Genomic DNA, 16002 nt, shown 5'->3' with positions numbered 1-16002 from the left:
TATTTTGTTTTACAGCGGGCGAAAAAAGCGTTATAATATAAAGTTGTCATCGATTCATTTTTTCTGATAAGGGGAACCATATGAAAAAGCTCTTTGCGCCCCTGTGCGCCCTTGTCCTGCTGCTCTCCGCCTGCGGACAGCCTGCCGCTTCCCAGCCCCAGGGCGAAGATACTCTCCATATCGTGGCCACCACCTATCCGGTCTACCTCTTCACCACCGCGGTGACCGAGGGTGCGGAAGGTGTGGAGGTGAGCCTGCTGGTAAATCAGCAGACCTCCTGTCTCCACGACTACACCCTCACTGTTAGCGACATGAAGGCCATCGAGGGGGCTGATGTGATCGTCATGAACGGCGCCGGGCTGGAGGAGTTCATGGACGATGCTCTGTCCGCCTCGGACGCTCAGGTCATCGACTGCTCTGAGGGCATTGATCTGCTGCCCGCCCAGGGCCACGAGGGCCACGACCACGACGCCGAGTACGATCCCCACATCTGGATGGACCCCGCCAACGCTCAGGTCATGCTGGGCACCATTGCCGATCAGCTGGGCCAGATCACCGGCCAGGATCTCCAGGCCCGCTGTACCGAGGTACAGCAGCAGGTGGAGCAGGCCAACCAGCAGTGGAAGGAGCAGGTGTCTACCCTGTCCGCTCCCAAGCTGATCACCTTCCACGACGGCTTCCAGTACTTCTCCCGCACTTTTGGCCTGGAACTGCTGAAGGCCATTGAGGAGGAAGAGGGCAGCGAGGCCAGCGCCCAGGAGATCAAGGAAATCGTCTCCCTGGTGGAGCAGTATCAGCTGCCCGCTATCTTTACCGAGGTCAACGGTTCTGAGTCCACCGCTCAGGCCATCTCCCGAGAGAGCGGCTGCGGTGTGTATCAGCTGAACATGATTATGAGCGGCGACGGCACGGGCATCCAGCCCTACCTGGATGCCATGCAGAACAACATTGACACGATTGTGGAGGCGTTTGGATGAGCGTACACAAACACGGCGATTCCGGTCCTGGCTGCGCCAGTTCCTGCTGCCTGAAGGTGGCGGACCTGGGGGTCAACTTCGGCAATGAAGAGGTCCTCCACGACGTATCCTTCCACCTCCACTGCGGGGAGATCGTGGCCCTTATCGGCCCCAACGGAGCGGGCAAAAGCTCCCTCTTCCGCACCATTCTGGGTCAGGTCCCCCACACCGGAGTGATTGAATTCCAGCGTGCGGGGGGCGACAAGACTCGACCCCTCATCGGCTATGTGCCCCAGTCCCCCAGCTTCGACCGGGGGGACCCGGTGAGCGTATTCGACTTTTTCTCCGCCGCCATCTCCAAATGGCCGGTGTTTCTCCCCTCCCCTAAGAAGCTGCGGGCCCGGGTAGCCGACTGTCTGGCCCGGGTCCACGGGGAGAACCTGATGGACAAGCGGATGGGCGCCCTATCCGGCGGCGAGCTCCAGCGGGTGCTGCTGGCCCTGGCTCTGGAGCCCCTGCCCCACATCCTGATTCTGGACGAGCCTCTGTCCGGCGTGGACATTGACGGCGAGAAGCAGCTGCTGGACATGCTGGATGAGATCCGTACCCGGTTTGACCTGTCCATCCTGCTGTCCACCCACGACTTTGCCACCCTGGACCAGTACGCCGACAAGGTGATCCTGCTGAAGAGCCAGGTGCTCAAGGTGGGACCGCCTCAGGAGGTCCTGTCCTCCCCCGAATTTCAGGAGGTCTTTCACCTGGCCCTGGGGAAAGGAGGGCAGAAGTAATGGAACTGTGGTATTCCCTGGTGGAGCTGCTTCCCTTTGAATGGGCAGCTCCCGGCACCATGTACTTCATGAAAAACGCCCTGCTGGCGGTGCTGGTCATCTCCCCCCTGTTCGGTATTCTGTCTACCATGGTGGTCACCAACCGGATGAGCTTCTTCTCCGATGCTCTGGGCCACTCCGCCTTTACCGGCATTGCCATTGGCACCCTGTGCGGCATGGCCGACCCCATGTGGGCCGCCATCCTGCTGGCCGCCGCTTTTGCCTTGCTCTTTACCTACGTCCAGCGCCGGTCCAACATGGCCAGCGACACGGTGATCGGCGTATTTTCCTCCACCGCTGTGGCTCTGGGCATCTTCATCGCCACCTTTGACAGCGGCAGCTTCACCAAGTTCAACAGCCTGCTCATCGGCGATATCCTCAGCGTGGAGCCCGGTAAGATCGCCCTGCTGGCCGTCATCCTGCTGGTGGTAGTGATCCTGTGGCTGTGCTCCTTCAACGGGCTGATGCTCTCCTCCGTCCATCCTGCTCTGGCCGACAGCCGGGGCATCCAGGTGTTCTGGCAGGAGGCCGTCTTCTCCATGGCCATCGCCGTGGTGGTCACTGTGTCCATGACCTGGGTTGGCCTTATGGTGATCAACTCCCTGCTGGTCCTCCCTGCCGCCGCTGCCCGCAACCTGGCTCGCAATATGCGTCAGTTCCATCTGATCTCCATTGTGGCCGCTGTGGTGGCCGGTATCGCCGGACTGATGACCTCCTACGAGTTGGGGTCCTCCGCCGGTGCCTCCATTACCCTCTATCTGGCGCTGTGGTTCGCCATCACCTTCCTGCTGCGGAAAAAGCGCATGTAATCATTGGAAAAGCCGTTCGGGTCCTTTGCAGGCCCGAACGGCTTTTTGACCATTCATAAGTGCAAACTTTATGTGAACTTTACCAAAGTCCTCTTGTTCTTTACCTGGTTCCGGCGTATACTTGCTACAGTCGAACAAGACAGGAGGTGATTGCAACATGATGGAATACAACTACAACGCCAAGGACGTGGACGAGCTGATCTTTGACGGCGACCAGCAGGTGGTCTCCAGCGAGCGCTGAGTCCCTCTCATTTACGGACAAGAAGCCACACCTTCGGGTGTGGATTTTTGCGTTTTACGGCAAAATTTAAGAAATTTTAATGGCAGTTTGCCCTGACATATGGTAGCCTATAGAGCAGAACACAGAAAGGCGAGGCGACTCAGCTTGAAAAAACAGCACAACTGGCTTCCGGCGCTGCTGCTGGCTCTCCTGTTGGTGGGTGGCAGCGGACTGTTGCTGTGGAGGACCGGCTTCTTTTCCTCCCTGGGCTCTTTGGAGGATATGCGGGCCTATATTGCCCGCTTTGCCCCCTTCTCCCACCTCTTTTACTTCTTGATCCAGCTGCTGGGTGTGGTGGTGGCACCTATCCCCAGCAACGTTACCGCTCTGGCCGGAGCCCTGCTCTTTGGCACCTGGCCCGCCTTTCTCCTTACTTGGGCTGCGGTAGTGGTCGGCTCAATTCTGGTCTTTGGGCTGGCCCGGGTGCTGGGCCAGCAGTTTGTGGATCGGCTGGTCAGCCAGAAGGTGTCGGAAAAATATCTGGACATCATCCGCCGCAAGCGGGATGTCTTTCTCTTTCTGGCGCTTCTCTTTCCCTTCTTCCCTGATGATCTGCTGTGTATCCTGGCCGGTCTCACCGACATCCCGCTGAAGCGTTTCTGCGTGCTGGTCTTGGTGGCCCGCCCCTGGGGCCTGCTGGTGTCCTGCCTGGTGGGCGGCTCGGTGCTGAACATTCCCTACTGGGCCATGGGCCTGCTTGGGGCGGCGGGGCTGGCCGTCTTCCTGGTGTGCATGAAGTACGGCGACCGCTGGGAGCAGAAGCTGCTGGAGCACTTCAAGAAATGAAGCGTGTTCTGTGGTTTCCCGCTCTGGAGGCCTGCCTCTACCTCGCCTTTCTGGCTTTAGACCTGTTCTGGCCGGGCAGCCGCTGGGATATCCCCCTGAAATATCTCTCCATCCTGCTGTGCTTTCTCTTTGTCCTGTGGGCGGGACGGGACCGGGATGGCCGCCTGATGAAAATAGCTTTGGGTTTTACCCTGCTGGCCGACCTGTTCCTGCTGGTGCTGGACCGATGGTACCTGGCGGGGGTAGCCTGCTTCTGCGTGGTGCAGCTGCTCTACCTCACCCGCATTGCCAGCATGCGCCGGGAGCACCTCCTCCTCCGGCTGGCCCTGCGGGGGCTGCTGGTACTGCTGGCTCTGGCCGTGGCGGGTAAACTGGGCGTGCTGGACCCCCTCACCGGCCTGTCCCTCTTCTATTTCTCCCAGCTGGTGGTCAATGTCCTGGAGAGCTTTGCCCTGGGTCTCCCCTATGGGACCTTTGGGGTGGGTCTGCTCCTCTTTCTGTGCTGTGATCTGTGTGTGGGCCTACAAAATCTGTCCGCCTGGTTTCCGGCGGCGGGCGGCCCGCTTTTGGAATTTGCCCGGGTGGGCATGTGGCTGTTTTATCTGCCCTCCCAGGTGCTGATCTCTCTGTCTGTCAAAAGGAAGTGATCCCATGCGACTGCCCAAAGCAGCCTCTGTCCTGTGCGCCGTTATTCTGGCTCTGCTGGTACTCAGTTTCTCCATTGCCGTACCCATCCTGTTCCGCCCCTTCTACTATCTTCAGATCAAAACCTTGAATTTACCGGAACGGACCGGCTGGTCGGAGGAGGTCATCCGGGAGGCCTATGATGAAGTACTGGACTACTGCGTGCTGGGCAAGCCCTTCGGCACCGGCCAGCTGGCCTGGTCGGAGTCGGGCTACAGCCACTTCGCCGACGTGCGGGGGCTCTTTCTGGTGGATTTCTGGGTGCTGGGCATCACCGCCGCCCTGTGCGCCGTCATGCTGGTCCTGCGGCTGTGGAAGAAGTGGGTCTTCCGTCCCCTGCTGGGCCACGGCCCCGGCTTCTGGGCCGGGGTGTGCGCCGGCGGGCTGATTCTGGTAGTGGCCGGGCTGGCGGCGCTGGACTTTAACCGGGCCTTTGTGATTTTCCACGCCATCTTCTTCCCCGGCAAGGACAACTGGCTCTTTGATCCCAACACCGACCAGATCATTCAGGTGATGCCGGAGGAATTCTTCTGCAACTGTGCCATTCTCATCGGTGTGGTGCTGCTCACCTGCTGCACCGTGCTCATCCTCACCGACCTGCTCCGCCGGAAAAAAGCATAGCCTGTCAATAAGGCCCGCCGCGTCTGTCCGCGGCGGGCCTCTTTCTGTCCGCACCAAACCGCCGGGCACACATAGAATGGAGCGGAAGGGAACGCCCCTTCAATATCTGCTAGGAGGTATTGCAATGCCCGACAAGATGATGCCCGGTCCGGTCCAGGATGCGGCCTGCATCCGGGAGGCCGTATGCATACACACGAAAAAGATCTACGATTCCTGTAAGGAGAAAGATATAGCGTCTTATAATAATCAAAATAGACCTATAGATTTAATACCCTCGCACACCATGCAGCATATTTGATAGCGTATCATTCATGCGGATAAAACCAAGTAAAAAATCCTCCGATATCTCAAACTGTCGATTACCCTTTTCGCTTTGAGCTCTATTTTTGGTTCTGAGAACTTGCTCTCCCCCTTGGTTTGTAACTGGGAAACTATGTACAATTCGATTTCTTTTTTCGATTATGTCATCAAATAGCAAAAATATTTCTTTTCCCAATTTCTCTTCAATTATATGTTTTGCTCTTTCCTTTACCTTTCCAGCCTGCCAGTCGGTCAGCATATACCAATCAAAGTCACCTGCTTCATCGCATCTTAATACATTCTCGATTATAAAAGAATTGTTAGAATTGAATACATATATTGCGGTTCCTAATAACTCACGATAGTTTTTTGATGGTAGCGCTTGTTTAGAATATTTTTCATACATTATCTTTTACCTATCCTCTCTAAAACCAAATAATTGGATGTTTTATTTTAGTATAATATATATTTTCACTCGGTACAGCAAATTTTTAAAAAAATCAATTTAACCACCCAGATAAAATACATTAGAAAATTTACGCACTAAAAAGGCACAGCCAACGCTGTGCCTTTTGTCGTTCCTACATATTCTATTGACCCGGTCCATCCAACTGCTCCCCAGCCTGATCCACCTTGGCCCCCAAGGCCGCGATCATCTTTGTCAGCCAGGCCGGAATAGGCGCCCCCAGGGCGCCGGCGTTCTCGATAATGCTGCCGGCTTCGGTGAGGATGTACCAGATGACCACCAGGGGGCAGAGGAGCACCGTGTAGGTGAAGGGCAGATCCACCCCAGGCACATTACCCAGCAGATGGCCGATGACCGTGTCCAGAATGGCCGCCACAATGACGGCCACCACGCTGCCCAGCTTGTGCCAGATCCCGTCCCGGGCCGATTTGCTGGACCACTCCCCTGCCCGCAGAGCTGCGGCGGAGCCGGTAGCGTAGTCGATGATCATAAAGCCGATCCAGGCCACCACCACCCAGCCAAACCAGCCCCACAGGGCAGTGAGGGCGGCACACACGGCGGCCACCGCTGCCTTGAAAGTATTGATGTGCTCCATGTCAGCCTCCCTCCGGCAGCAGACCCAGCCGGTCCAGCACCAGGGAGGCCTGCTCCCGGGACAGCGGGGCCTGGGGCGCACTACCGTCAAATACTCCGGCGGTCTCCGCCTTTTTCCAGGCCTCTTTGGACCAGGTGCTGGTCTCCTTCTCCCGCTGCTGGGTGAGGTAGACCTCCATCATGGCATTGAACTGCTCCTGTGTCACTTCTTTCCCCTCCTCCAATCGCTTGTTGACCGCTGACGCGATGTCCCCCTCCAGGGCATACAGATAATCCCCGGGGCAGGCCTTGGCGGCAAAGTCCCGGTGACAGGTCATGTTGCACCCGCCACGGTGCTTGACCCGGTCCTTTTTGTTGTTGCTCCAAACCAGCTTTTTAATCCCGTTGCGCTGGCAGATGTCCACCAGCAGGTCGATGAGGACGGCCAGGGCTTTTTCGGTCACCTTATAGGGGCTTACGCTATCGCTAGCGACCTCTATAGTCACTGCCCTGTGATCGTTGTCTGGATTCGAGCTGGCCCATGATCGATCGCCCTCGTCCACATACAGAGCCACCCGGCCATCACTGTCGATACCGTAATTGGAAGAGGCCCCCGTGGAGGCCCGGGCGAACATAGCGCCACAGGCCTCCACGGAGAGGTTACCTGCCATGCAATGGATGGTTACGGTATCAATGATGTGATTCCTGGGGCTGTTACGGTTTGGCGACCGCATGGTGTATGACACCAGCGGGCTATTACTCATCTCCGCTGGCCTCTTCACCCTCATCGGGGGCATCGGGGTCAACCCAGCCCTCCTCGCTCTTGGCAGGCCGCACGCCGTCCCAGTCGTCAGGCCACTTCTTCAGAGCCGCATCGGTGGGGGGATTGTCCATGATCTTCACCATCTCGTCAAACTTCTTCAGCTGGAACAGCTGATAGAGAGGCTCCCACAGCTTGCGGCGCAGCTCGTTCATCTCGGCCCATTCCTTCCAGAACACGTCAGCGCCCACCTGGTTCAGGGCGGCGTTCCAGTCGCGGTAGTTGGGCACATACTCCAGCGGGATGCCGCCTACGGGGTTCAGAGGCAGGGCCTGGACGATGTTGTTCTTGATCTTGGAAGCCGCCACGCTCAGATCCGAGGTGCCAGTCTCCTCCCGGTCCATGGCAGCCCGGGCATAGATGGGTACGACCAGATGATTCATGGTTTCAACAGACATAGTTCATTCTCCTTTTTTATGTATTTACCACGCCGATTCGGCGTTGGTCTCCTGAGTGATCTCCCTGGCCTGGTCCTCCGTCAGCTTGCCGGCGGCCGCCAGGACCTGGATGCGCTCCTTGTCCCACAGCTTGGGGTAATACTTCTTGGCCAGCTCGTATGCGTTCACAGTTCCACCCCCGTCATAATGGCCAGATAGTCCACATCCGCCCGCAGCCGTTCCGCCTCCGTGGGCTCCGGCTCCGGGGCAGGCTCCGGCTCAGGGATCTGACCGGGGGTCAGGTCCACCAGTACGCCGTCCTTGATGGTCAGATCACAGTAGCCGCAGCAGTCCCAGGCAGCCTTCTCCAGCTGGGGCGGCACCACGATCCACCCCTCCAGCCAGCACTCGGTCCGGTGGCTCTGGCTCTGCAGGCCGTGGCCGCCGTCCTCTCTGGCCGCGATCTCAATGATGGTCAACATCCAAATCCCTCCTGATCCATGCAAATAAGTGATACAACAGCCTGCGGATCCAGGACGCCCGCTTCCGGCGGCCTCCCCCCTGCCCCTCCAGCCAGGCCAGCAGCTTCCCGGAACTCCAGCCCTCCGGCTGCACCTGCAACTCCGGCCCACCGGCCCCAACCGTCCGCACCTGGCCGCCCCGCACGAAGCGCAGCAGCAGGTCTTTCAGATGGATGGGCACAGGCTTGGGGGTGGGGTTGCTCCGTTTTTGGTAGGTCCGCTTCTCCCGGGGCTCTTCTTCCGGGGGCAGGTCGTTGAAGTGGGCCATAAGCCGCTCCTCCAGCTGGTCCAGGCCCCGCACCTCCACCTGTTCCCCCAGGGCCAGGCTCTCCAGCCGCTTCAGGCCACACCGGATGGAACGGAGCACCGAGGCGTGATCCACACCCAGCAGGGTACCGATCTCCCGCAGGGAGAGCCACTCGCCATAGTAGAGATACAGATAGGTCTGCTGGCGGGGGGTGAGCCGGTCTAAGACGGCTTTCAGCACTTCCGGCTCCCCCAGGTCCACCACCAGGGGGCCGCCCTCCTGGCTGCCCAGCAGCTGATAGAGGACTCTGGCGTCCGCCTCGATGCGGCGCTGCCCCCGCTGGAGGGTACGGCACACGGTGGAACGGTTTCTCCCAGCAGCCCGGGCCACCTGGGCAGGACGGACGCCCCCATCGGTGCCGGCCAGGTAGGTTTCCTGGGTGGGGCTGATGCCCATCCGGGCCGCCCGAACCGCCAGGCGCATCTTGTCCTGCTCCGTGTTCACCTCCGGAGGATCCTCAGCACCCTCCAGCTCTACCCAGGTCTGGTACTGTAGTTTATCCCACTGCCAGCCCTCCAGACCGGACCAGGTCCTGCCCCGGCTGATTTTGTGCCGGGGCATCAACTCCCGCAACTGCCGGGAACAGTCCACCAGATCCTCCCCGATCCGGGCCAGTTCCAGGCGAATCGCCCGTGCCTCCCGCCCCTGCACCCCCTCCAGTTTAGCTTGAAGAGCGGCCCGCTCCTCCCGCAGTGCCTTGGCTCTTGCTTTTACCTGCTGGGCCTCATTCATCCCTTTTCCCCATTCCTGCGGGGCGCCGTCAACCCTGCGGTGGTATAAAGGCGGCTCCGGGGTTTGGAGTAATAGCACTCCGTCAGCCGCCGCAGGTCCCGCATTTCCGCCAACATCTGCCGCAGGAGCTGGAGATCCCGGATGGCACCGGAGTCTCCTTGCGCTGCTCTCTCTTGCCGGTCCTCAATGGCCAGCCGCAGCCGCACAGCGGCCTCCCGATATTCCTCTGCCAAATCTGTCAGCTTGGCCATCGTCTCACCCCGCGTCCGGTTTTCCGATATGTTCGATCTCGTACCAGGTCTTTCCGTCCAGGCCGCCCCAGGTATAGCCCATTGCCTCCAGCACGTCCCAGGTCGCTCCATACTTGAACACCAGGTCGGTAGTGCCGGTGGCCGACAGGGTCAGCCCCTCCTCTCCCACGGCGATCACCCGGATGGTGGCGGTAACCGATGTAGCCCCGTCTCCGTGGATGCGGATGCCGTCCAGGGCATCCTGGCCGTCAAAGCGGGTCATACCTCCGGCAGGCTGATAGACCGCAGTCACCCCGGCATCTTTCTGCACCGTCCATCCGGGAGCCTCCACGGTCAGTGTGGCAGCCCCCTCCCCGGTGATCTCCACACGCAGCGCCCGGATCCTGCACAGGGCTGTGATGCTGCACATACCGGTAAACTCGGCCACCTCACCGGCCCCAAAGAAGCCATAGGAGACGTCAAATTCCGGTGTTAGAGCCGCCTGGAAGACCTGCAGGGATGTGTCGCCCTGGGCGATGCGCAGCACTTTTGGTATCAGCGTCTGGAGGGATTCATCGGCGGTGGCCGGTACTCCCATCCGGGTCAGATTCTCGGCCAGGTCATCCCGGAGCCCGCACAGCAACGAGATATACGGCGTCAGGTTCGCACTCACGACGGCACCCCCACCACCTGCTCCAGCAGCTCAGCCAGGCCATCCAGGGCCTCGACGCAGCTGGCCGCATTGGCCACAGCCTCGTCCAGCTCAGCCCCCGTACAGGTCAGCTCATATTCGGTTGCCATACTATCCCTCCTCACCGCCAGGCGTTTTCCATCCCGCAGCCGGGCAAAGGTGCCGCCCGGCAGGATCACCCTGGCGCTGTCCGTTGCCTGGACACGCACCGCGATCCGACCACCCACTTCCACCGGGTTGGGCAGAATGGAGACCGCCAGGATCACCGGGGGAAACCTGTCCGCCATACCGCTCACCTCACTTGCCTACCTGGATGGAGACCCGCTTTTTGATGACCTCGGTACCCACCGAGAAGGTCACTGTCAGCTGATACAGGCCGGTGGTTTTGGGCTCCACCTCCACCCGGAGGTCGTGATCCACGATCTCCGCCACACCCTCCTCCGAGGTGCCGCCGCCTTCCAGGCGCCAGGTCCCATCCCGGATGGTAAAGGCGTCACTGTCCCGGATGGTAACCTGCAGCGTCAGCCGCCGGCGTTCCCCCAGCAGCATCCTGATCTCCTGCACCGAAACTCACCTCCCACACAGCTGGCAGCGGATCAGCTCCACCGCGATCTCATGGAGATCCACCGTGATCCCCACCGGATCCGGCAGCAGCCGGGCGGAGATCTCACGCCGGGACAGCACTGCCGCCACCTGGTCCGTGGACCAGTCCGCGCCCACCTCCAACAGCTGCACCCTGCAGCACAGCTGGGTGATGTCGTAGGTCATGAGGATGGAACAGAAATAGCTGCGGTTGCCCGCGTCATCCTCTGCCCACAGGGCTACGGTGTATTCCCCGGTTGGCCTGGAGGGCACTGTGGTTTCCCACAGACCCTCCTGACCCTGCCGGAGCAGGATCTCCGCGCCGTCACAGCTGCCCCAGATCCGCTTAATCATCGGTAGCCTTGACCCGCAGGACGAAGGTGGCGCCGCAGTCCACGGGGTTGGGCGTCATGGATACGCTGACGAACACAGGGGCATTGGTATCCAGATAGACGGTGCGGGTGACGACGGTCTGCTTGCCCGCCGCATCGGTGGCCTTGATGGTGATCTGATTCTCGCCCTCGGTCAGAGTGACCTCTGTGGAGAAGGTACCGCCCTCGTCCACTACCACCGGGCTGTCGTTGACCGTAAGGGTAACAGGGCCAGATGTAATGTCGTTGGTCTCGCCACTTACCACCAGTTTGCTGCTGTTGGTCTTGAAGCCCTCCACAGGCGCGGTGACATTCAGGGTCGGCGGCACAGTATCCGTGGTGAAGGTGACGGAAGCCTGCTGGGCCGCGTTGCCGTCGTGGTCTGTAGCGTCCACCGTAATGGTGTGGGGGCCGTCCTCCAGACCGGATGCCACAGCGGTGAACAGATACCCGCCGTCTGTGGCCTCGCTGGAGATCTGATCCAGGGGCTTGCCGTCCACTTTGACCACTACCGTGGCGGTATCCACGCCGGAGTCGTTGTCCGTCACCTTGAAGGTGATCGTGGGGGCCGCCGTTCCCAGGTAGGCGTCCGCGGTGGGCGAGGTGATGGCAATGACTGGGGCTACCCGCTCCTTGGCCTGCAGGCGCAGCTGCGTGCCAAACGTCGAATGGTCATCGTCGATGGTGGTGGCATTTCCACCCTCGTCAGTAGCCGTAATCTCAACGGGATAATAGTGCCCCTCCTGGTTATAGCTGGACAGCAGCGGAGCCTGGATCTGTACCACCCAGTCGCCGCTGCCCTCTTCCTGGGTCAGCTGATAGGTCTGGCCATTGATCCTGGCCGTCATGGTTTTGATCATGTGTTTCCCTCCCAAATATCAGGTTGTTTTCGGGTGACAGTAGAAAAGCAATTCAAAATGCCCCCAGGTGGGGAACTGCTCCTCCATCCCGGCCCAGGTTAGCTCCGCTTCCTCCAGGTCCCCCCAGGTGATGGGGCTGATGATAAATTCCAGGTGGGCGGGCTTCACCAGCTCCACCGAATCCCGGAGCAGTTTGGCATCGATGCGGATAAATCCCCCCTCATCCCCATAAAAGGCCAGAGAAAAGGTGTATTCAGAGAAATGTTCTGTGACCTTTACGTCGTACCCCGTCAAAGCCTTGGCCATGGACTCGATGAGGGCCGCATTGGCGGTACCGCCGGCGCACAGCTGGGCCACTACCGCCTGCCGCCGCTCCTCCAGGGTGGCACCCGGGGCGGGGGTGCGGCCGGTGAGCCGTTCCCACTCCGTCAGCCCGGCCTCATTGGCCGTGTGGGCGTAGAACTCCAGATAGAGCTGCCTGGCCCCCTCCAGCAGTTCCTGGGACAGGTCCGCCATGGGGTCGGACACCCCGGCGGTATAGGGGCTGTCCAGCAGCCGCTTGGGCAGCCGCTCCAGCTTGTCGCGCGGTTCCATGGGATCCCTCCTAACCCTGGGTGATGGTCACAGTATGGAGCACCGGTACCTGCTCCACCGTCTTGGACAGGTTTGACGCCTGCCCATTGAGCTGCAGATTGGTATAGTCCACCACGCCGTCACAGGACAACAGCCGCAGCGCCACCTGGTTGAACCGGACGGGATCATCCGTGCCGAACTCCATGGCCTCAAACATCTCCCGCAGCAAGCCGGACAGCTGGGTCTCCACCGCGTCCGCCTGGACGCCGCCGTCCAGCGTGCAGGTGGCGGTGACCGTGATCTCCAGAGCTTGGGCGGAGACCGCCGTCACATCCGCCCCGATGACCCGCCCCTCGTCCAGGATCTGCTGAGCCTGGGTGACGATAAGCTCGTCCACCGGCTGCTTGTCCGCGCTGGCCAGCACCACCTTGACCGTACCAGGACCATCCCATAGGGGGATTGTCTTGGCTTGGCCCACACCAGGGGTCTGACGGGCCAGCTGTTCGTAGTAGTACACGTTGCCGCTGGCCACCGGTTTGGACAGCCGGGTAAAGATCCGCTCATAGAACGAGGAATCACTCTCGGCGTCGGCTCCTCCCTCGCCTGGGCCGGCATTGGTGACACCCTCCACCCCCGGAATGGTCACCAGAAAGCGGGTCACACTGCCGGCGTCCACGTTGTACACCTCACCGGCAGCCTCTGCCGTGGCTGATACTGTCGCGGTACCGTCCGCTATCGTGGCCTCCAGATCAGTGCTGAAGCGCAGGCCGGAGGCGGTGAGGCACACCGTCCCCGCCGGGATGACCGCCCCGTCCTGGCCGGTAAAGGTGAGTGTCACATGGGCGGTGGAGGCGGGGGTACGCTCCATGCCATACTGCCCGGCAAACAGGTCCAGATAGGGCCCGGAGTCCGGCCCAGGGACCGCGGCCGCCAGCAGCACCCGGAATTGCTGCCAGGCCTTGTAGATCTGATAAGCCGCCTCTGAATAGATGAGATCGGTATAGGAACCCTCCCGGGTGTCAATGTCGAGCCCAGCAGCCGTCAGGCGGTTCACCAGCTCGGCCTTAATGGTCTCCGGCGTGACTTCTGTATGAAAGACGCTAAAGTCCAACATCCACGCTCACCTCCCCATAAATGGTGCTGACGACACACCGTAGACTGAGGGTAGAGCCGGAGAAGCTCACCTGGATCTGCTGCACGTCGTTGATGTAGGGATTGACCGTCAGGCACTCCCGCACATAGCGCACCGCCTCCGCCTCCTTGACCTCGGCAGTGTATGGCCGTCCGGTCAGCTCCTGGAGCTCGCAGCCGTAGTCCCTGGTGAAGAGCACCAGGTGGCCCCGGACGGCGTGGAGGGCGTTCCACGCCCAGGTGGCCACCGCCTGGGCCCCGGTGACCCACACCGGATTCCCGCCCCGCCAGCGGGGCCTGTCCGTCTCAAAATCCCAGGCGATCTCCCGGTACAGGGGCAGCACGCCCGTCCCCTGCCCCGCCTGATCGGGGGCGCTGATCAATGGAAAGAGTGTCACGGGCTCACCACCTTGAAGAGTACATAGTAGGTCTGGCCATCGGCGTCGGGCAGCAGCAGCACCTGGTCTCCCACCGCCAGCCGCTCGCTCTCCAGGGTCACCGTTCCGGTGACGGTGCCGGTCAGGGTGCCGGGCAGCTCCCACAGGGGGATGGAGGTGATGATGGTATCCCCCGTGTTGATGTAGGTGCGCACATCCTTGCCGCCCACATCCAGGGTGACGGAGGACTGGAGGACCTCCTCCCCCTCCTTCTGCTCTCCGGGTACCTGGATGGTGATGCGGAAGGGCACCTCCTTCCTGGCCAGCAGGTGGGCATCCACCATCAGATCCTGCTCATCCAGTGTCATACCGCCGGCGCGGATCACCAGTCTCCCCTCACCTACATCCAGGACGGTACCCAGGAGCATACCGGGAGGCTGCTGACTTTGGGCCCGCTTGTCCACCTCCAGCAGCAGGCCGGTATAGGGATCTTCTGGACTCATTTCACTTCACCTCCCGATTCTGTGGTATACATCACATTGCGCAGATTGAGGGTCAGCTGCACGGTGTAGCCGTTCTCGTCCCAGATGTGCTTGTCGGCATCGATCCACATCACTCCGGACAGGCCGGTGGTGGGCTGCCGCACGATCACGGTCCGTCCGGTGGTGAGCCGGATATCCCCCAGACAGGTCACCGTCACCTTTTGATCCAGGCCGTTGTCCTCCAGCAGCTGCTTGGCCTCAGCCTGGGCATCCTCCCCCTCCCGCTGGGTAATATGCCGCTCCAGCAGGCCGTACAGATCTACCGCTGACTGATCCCGCACCGTGGTCAGCCTCACCCCGTCCGAGTTGTAGACGCCCACGCTGTTGACCATGTCCTCAATGGACTCGGTGGTGGTGGAGGTCAGCAGATTGGACTTGGGGCGGATCACCAGGCTCTCCCCCGTCTCGCTGCGCTCCCGGACGGTGAGCTTGTCCCACTCGAACCGGGCCAGATACTGCTTCCCCGTCTGCCGGGAGGCCAGGGTATACAGGGTAATGATGATGCGCCATAAATCGGTACCGGAGAATTTACGGCTCACCGCCACCCCGGTGGCCGCCAGCTCCCCTACCGGGATGCCGTAGCTCTGGCACAGTCGGCGCACCGCGGACTCCGGCGTCTCCCCACGCACCTGCAGGGTGCCCTGGTTGCCCGCCAGATACAGGCCCCGATCCATGGCGGTGACCGCCACGGTGGGCTTGGTGTCGCTGAGGGTACGGGTCACCACGATCCCCTGGAAGAGCTGGGCCCCGCTGTCGTCCCAGAAGCCCGCCATGGCCCCTACCGGACACTCCACCGCCGGCAAATTGGGATCTGCCTGGCTCACCGCCAGATCAAAGCTGAGGGTGCGGGCGGCCCGCTGCTTGTCGCCGCTCCACTCCACTCCGTTTACCAGGCGCCAGGCATTTTCCACCGTTCTGCCGCCGGAGGTGAACTTCAAGATCATCCGCTCACCTCCAGTTGGCTGGCAGGAGGCAGAGTGAGCACCTGACCCGGGAAGATCAGATGTGGGTTCTTGATGCCGTTGTAGGCTGCCAGGGCGTTGTAATACTTGGCGGTACCGTTGCCGTAGAACCGGCGGCAGATCACCGACAGACAATCCCCGGCCACCACCGTATAGGTCTGGCTCTGCCCGGTCTGCTCCGCCTCGCTGCGGCTGCCCGAGCTGCCGGACTCGGAGGTCACCGCCTCCAGAGCCTGAGAATCCTTCAGGTAGATCTTTGCATACACATCCCCGGTGCCGTCCCGTTCCTCATAGGAGATCTCCTCGATGAGGACCCGGGTGTTGATGACGCCTGGCACCACATAACGCACAGTCTTTTTTCCCCGCGCCCAGGCTATGAACTTGTTGACGTAGTGATAGGGGTCGGCCACTGCGCCTGGGGCGCTGTAGGGCCGCTCCCCCGCCGGGAAGAGACACTCCAGGGCCCCGCTGTAGGCAGATGGATCACCGGGCAGATAGACGGTACCTGTACCGTTGACGGTAAGCTCCCGTACATTCTGGCCGGCGTTCCACCCAAAGGGCAGGGGCGGAACTGGGAGCCGGAGCTCCTCACCGTCCGCCAAAAAAGAAAAGGTCAGTGACATG

At 60.9% G+C, this 16002-nt stretch carries 25 protein-coding genes; 6 read left to right on the top strand and 19 right to left on the bottom strand.

All coding sequences use genetic code 11. From position 1 onward, the window contains the following. Positions 1 to 80 precede the first annotated feature (80 nt). From J9789_RS04525 to J9789_RS04500, 6 genes are all read left to right on the top strand, one after another. Complete coding sequence (locus J9789_RS04525; protein WP_209342818.1) at positions 81 to 977, top strand: metal ABC transporter substrate-binding protein; 897 nt, start codon at positions 81 to 83, stop codon at positions 975 to 977. Continuing rightward, entirely contained in the window at positions 974 to 1744 is a 771-nt protein-coding gene (locus tag J9789_RS04520; RefSeq protein ID WP_209342812.1) for a metal ABC transporter ATP-binding protein, read from the top strand. The genes J9789_RS04525 and J9789_RS04520 overlap by 4 nt, the downstream gene beginning before the upstream one ends. Beyond that, on the top strand, positions 1744 to 2592 hold the full coding sequence (locus J9789_RS04515) for a metal ABC transporter permease (protein WP_209342810.1): 849 nt from the start codon (positions 1744 to 1746) through the stop codon (positions 2590 to 2592). The genes J9789_RS04520 and J9789_RS04515 overlap by 1 nt, the downstream gene beginning before the upstream one ends. Positions 2593 to 2977: 385 nt before the next feature. Continuing rightward, complete coding sequence (locus tag J9789_RS04510) at positions 2978 to 3658, top strand: VTT domain-containing protein (protein WP_245185070.1); 681 nt, start codon at positions 2978 to 2980, stop codon at positions 3656 to 3658. Next, positions 3655 to 4305, top strand: coding sequence for a lysoplasmalogenase family protein (locus tag J9789_RS04505; protein ID WP_209342807.1), 651 nt, complete (start codon positions 3655 to 3657; stop codon positions 4303 to 4305). The genes J9789_RS04510 and J9789_RS04505 overlap by 4 nt, the downstream gene beginning before the upstream one ends. 4 nt (positions 4306 to 4309) lie before the next feature. Then, a complete protein-coding gene (locus tag J9789_RS04500; RefSeq protein WP_209342805.1) occupies positions 4310 to 4963 on the top strand; it encodes a TIGR01906 family membrane protein in 654 nt (217 codons plus the stop codon). Positions 4964 to 5228: 265 nt separating this feature from the next. Here J9789_RS04500 and J9789_RS04495 read toward each other — a convergent pair whose 3' ends face one another. The 19 genes from J9789_RS04495 to J9789_RS04405 all read right to left on the bottom strand — a co-directional run bounded on the left by J9789_RS04495 (position 5229) and on the right by J9789_RS04405 (position 16001). Next, positions 5229 to 5669 (bottom strand): selenium binding protein, encoded by a 441-nt coding sequence (locus J9789_RS04495; RefSeq protein WP_209342799.1) that lies wholly within the window; start codon positions 5667 to 5669, stop codon positions 5229 to 5231. A gap of 184 nt (positions 5670 to 5853) precedes the next feature. Further along, a complete protein-coding gene (locus J9789_RS04490) occupies positions 5854 to 6324 on the bottom strand; it encodes a phage holin family protein (RefSeq protein ID WP_209342796.1) in 471 nt (156 codons plus the stop codon). A gap of 1 nt (position 6325) precedes the next feature. Further along, positions 6326 to 7066, bottom strand: a complete 741-nt coding sequence (locus tag J9789_RS04485; RefSeq protein ID WP_209342794.1) for a peptidoglycan recognition family protein — start codon at positions 7064 to 7066, stop codon at positions 6326 to 6328. Next, the gene (locus tag J9789_RS04480) at positions 7059 to 7520 is read right to left on the bottom strand and encodes a hypothetical protein (RefSeq protein WP_209342792.1); all 462 of its coding nucleotides are present in this window, start codon (positions 7518 to 7520) and stop codon (positions 7059 to 7061) included. Before J9789_RS04480 ends, J9789_RS04485 begins: the two co-directional genes overlap by 8 nt. Before the next feature lie 24 nt (positions 7521 to 7544). After that, positions 7545 to 7688, bottom strand: coding sequence for an XkdX family protein (locus J9789_RS04475; protein WP_209342790.1), 144 nt, complete (start codon positions 7686 to 7688; stop codon positions 7545 to 7547). Beyond that, positions 7685 to 7981 carry a toxin-antitoxin system toxin subunit gene (locus J9789_RS04470; protein WP_245185069.1) on the bottom strand — a complete coding sequence of 99 codons (297 nt, stop codon included), beginning with the start codon at positions 7979 to 7981 and terminating at the stop codon, positions 7685 to 7687. The genes J9789_RS04475 and J9789_RS04470 overlap by 4 nt, the downstream gene beginning before the upstream one ends. Continuing rightward, positions 7965 to 9059 (bottom strand): sigma factor-like helix-turn-helix DNA-binding protein, encoded by a 1095-nt coding sequence (locus tag J9789_RS04465; RefSeq protein ID WP_209342789.1) that lies wholly within the window; start codon positions 9057 to 9059, stop codon positions 7965 to 7967. The genes J9789_RS04470 and J9789_RS04465 overlap by 17 nt, the downstream gene beginning before the upstream one ends. Beyond that, a complete protein-coding gene (locus tag J9789_RS04460) occupies positions 9056 to 9310 on the bottom strand; it encodes a hypothetical protein (RefSeq protein WP_209342787.1) in 255 nt (84 codons plus the stop codon). Before J9789_RS04460 ends, J9789_RS04465 begins: the two co-directional genes overlap by 4 nt. A 4-nt stretch (positions 9311 to 9314) precedes the next feature. Further along, the gene (locus J9789_RS04455) at positions 9315 to 9962 is read right to left on the bottom strand and encodes a hypothetical protein (protein WP_209342786.1); all 648 of its coding nucleotides are present in this window, start codon (positions 9960 to 9962) and stop codon (positions 9315 to 9317) included. Beyond that, entirely contained in the window at positions 9959 to 10267 is a 309-nt protein-coding gene (locus J9789_RS04450; protein WP_209342784.1) for a hypothetical protein, read from the bottom strand. The genes J9789_RS04455 and J9789_RS04450 overlap by 4 nt, the downstream gene beginning before the upstream one ends. Before the next feature lie 10 nt (positions 10268 to 10277). Beyond that, positions 10278 to 10544: a hypothetical protein gene (locus tag J9789_RS04445; RefSeq protein WP_209342783.1), complete on the bottom strand. Its 267-nt coding sequence runs from the start codon at positions 10542 to 10544 to the stop codon at positions 10278 to 10280. Between the two features lie 6 nt (positions 10545 to 10550). After that, positions 10551 to 10916, bottom strand: a complete 366-nt coding sequence (locus tag J9789_RS04440) for a PF13754 domain-containing protein (RefSeq protein ID WP_209342781.1) — start codon at positions 10914 to 10916, stop codon at positions 10551 to 10553. Beyond that, complete coding sequence (locus tag J9789_RS04435) at positions 10909 to 11793, bottom strand: Ig-like domain-containing protein (RefSeq protein ID WP_209342777.1); 885 nt, start codon at positions 11791 to 11793, stop codon at positions 10909 to 10911. The genes J9789_RS04440 and J9789_RS04435 overlap by 8 nt, the downstream gene beginning before the upstream one ends. Positions 11794 to 11811: 18 nt before the next feature. Next, the gene (locus J9789_RS04430) at positions 11812 to 12387 is read right to left on the bottom strand and encodes a putative phage tail protein (protein ID WP_209342775.1); all 576 of its coding nucleotides are present in this window, start codon (positions 12385 to 12387) and stop codon (positions 11812 to 11814) included. 10 nt (positions 12388 to 12397) lie between these two features. Next, positions 12398 to 13480 carry a baseplate J/gp47 family protein gene (locus J9789_RS04425; protein ID WP_209342773.1) on the bottom strand — a complete coding sequence of 361 codons (1083 nt, stop codon included), beginning with the start codon at positions 13478 to 13480 and terminating at the stop codon, positions 12398 to 12400. Then, a complete protein-coding gene (locus J9789_RS04420; RefSeq protein ID WP_209342771.1) occupies positions 13467 to 13895 on the bottom strand; it encodes a DUF2634 domain-containing protein in 429 nt (142 codons plus the stop codon). Before J9789_RS04420 ends, J9789_RS04425 begins: the two co-directional genes overlap by 14 nt. Then, positions 13892 to 14377, bottom strand: a complete 486-nt coding sequence (locus tag J9789_RS04415) for a DUF2577 family protein (protein WP_209342769.1) — start codon at positions 14375 to 14377, stop codon at positions 13892 to 13894. Before J9789_RS04415 ends, J9789_RS04420 begins: the two co-directional genes overlap by 4 nt. Continuing rightward, positions 14374 to 15360, bottom strand: a complete 987-nt coding sequence (locus tag J9789_RS04410; protein ID WP_209342767.1) for a hypothetical protein — start codon at positions 15358 to 15360, stop codon at positions 14374 to 14376. Before J9789_RS04410 ends, J9789_RS04415 begins: the two co-directional genes overlap by 4 nt. Further along, the gene (locus J9789_RS04405) at positions 15357 to 16001 is read right to left on the bottom strand and encodes a LysM peptidoglycan-binding domain-containing protein (protein WP_209342765.1); all 645 of its coding nucleotides are present in this window, start codon (positions 15999 to 16001) and stop codon (positions 15357 to 15359) included. The genes J9789_RS04410 and J9789_RS04405 overlap by 4 nt, the downstream gene beginning before the upstream one ends. Between the last annotated feature and the right edge of the window lies 1 nt (position 16002).

The organism is Flavonifractor sp. AGMB03687 (genome assembly GCF_017811815.1).
Classification (GTDB): domain Bacteria; phylum Bacillota; class Clostridia; order Oscillospirales; family Oscillospiraceae; genus Flavonifractor.
The sequence above is the reverse complement of the archived record's forward strand: the minus strand, read 5'-3'. Positions and strand labels throughout refer to the sequence as shown.

Bases quoted from the DNA above. Each gene is read 5' to 3' on its own strand.
- J9789_RS04520 (WP_209342812.1), top strand. From the start codon at position 974: ATGAGCGTACACAAACACGGCGATTCCGGTCCTGGCTGCGCCAGTTCC.
- J9789_RS04450 (WP_209342784.1), bottom strand. From the start codon at position 10,267: ATGGCGGACAGGTTTCCCCCGGTGATCCTGGCGGTCTCCATTCTGCCC.
- J9789_RS04470 (WP_245185069.1), bottom strand. From the start codon at position 7,981: ATGTTGACCATCATTGAGATCGCGGCCAGAGAGGACGGCGGCCACGGC.
- J9789_RS04425 (WP_209342773.1), bottom strand. From the start codon at position 13,480: ATGTTGGACTTTAGCGTCTTTCATACAGAAGTCACGCCGGAGACCATT.
- J9789_RS04515 (WP_209342810.1), top strand. From the start codon at position 1,744: ATGGAACTGTGGTATTCCCTGGTGGAGCTGCTTCCCTTTGAATGGGCA.
- J9789_RS04495 (WP_209342799.1), bottom strand. From the start codon at position 5,669: ATGTATGAAAAATATTCTAAACAAGCGCTACCATCAAAAAACTATCGT.
- J9789_RS04405 (WP_209342765.1), bottom strand. From the start codon at position 16,001: ATGTCACTGACCTTTTCTTTTTTGGCGGACGGTGAGGAGCTCCGGCTC.
- J9789_RS04435 (WP_209342777.1), bottom strand. From the start codon at position 11,793: ATGATCAAAACCATGACGGCCAGGATCAATGGCCAGACCTATCAGCTG.
- J9789_RS04410 (WP_209342767.1), bottom strand. From the start codon at position 15,360: ATGATCTTGAAGTTCACCTCCGGCGGCAGAACGGTGGAAAATGCCTGG.
- J9789_RS04480 (WP_209342792.1), bottom strand. From the start codon at position 7,520: ATGTCTGTTGAAACCATGAATCATCTGGTCGTACCCATCTATGCCCGG.
- J9789_RS04415 (WP_209342769.1), bottom strand. From the start codon at position 14,377: ATGAGTCCAGAAGATCCCTATACCGGCCTGCTGCTGGAGGTGGACAAG.
- J9789_RS04505 (WP_209342807.1), top strand. From the start codon at position 3,655: ATGAAGCGTGTTCTGTGGTTTCCCGCTCTGGAGGCCTGCCTCTACCTC.
- J9789_RS04525 (WP_209342818.1), top strand. From the start codon at position 81: ATGAAAAAGCTCTTTGCGCCCCTGTGCGCCCTTGTCCTGCTGCTCTCC.
- J9789_RS04485 (WP_209342794.1), bottom strand. From the start codon at position 7,066: ATGAGTAATAGCCCGCTGGTGTCATACACCATGCGGTCGCCAAACCGT.
- J9789_RS04460 (WP_209342787.1), bottom strand. From the start codon at position 9,310: ATGGCCAAGCTGACAGATTTGGCAGAGGAATATCGGGAGGCCGCTGTG.
- J9789_RS04500 (WP_209342805.1), top strand. From the start codon at position 4,310: ATGCGACTGCCCAAAGCAGCCTCTGTCCTGTGCGCCGTTATTCTGGCT.
- J9789_RS04490 (WP_209342796.1), bottom strand. From the start codon at position 6,324: ATGGAGCACATCAATACTTTCAAGGCAGCGGTGGCCGCCGTGTGTGCC.
- J9789_RS04440 (WP_209342781.1), bottom strand. From the start codon at position 10,916: ATGATTAAGCGGATCTGGGGCAGCTGTGACGGCGCGGAGATCCTGCTC.
- J9789_RS04430 (WP_209342775.1), bottom strand. From the start codon at position 12,387: ATGGAACCGCGCGACAAGCTGGAGCGGCTGCCCAAGCGGCTGCTGGAC.
- J9789_RS04465 (WP_209342789.1), bottom strand. From the start codon at position 9,059: ATGAATGAGGCCCAGCAGGTAAAAGCAAGAGCCAAGGCACTGCGGGAG.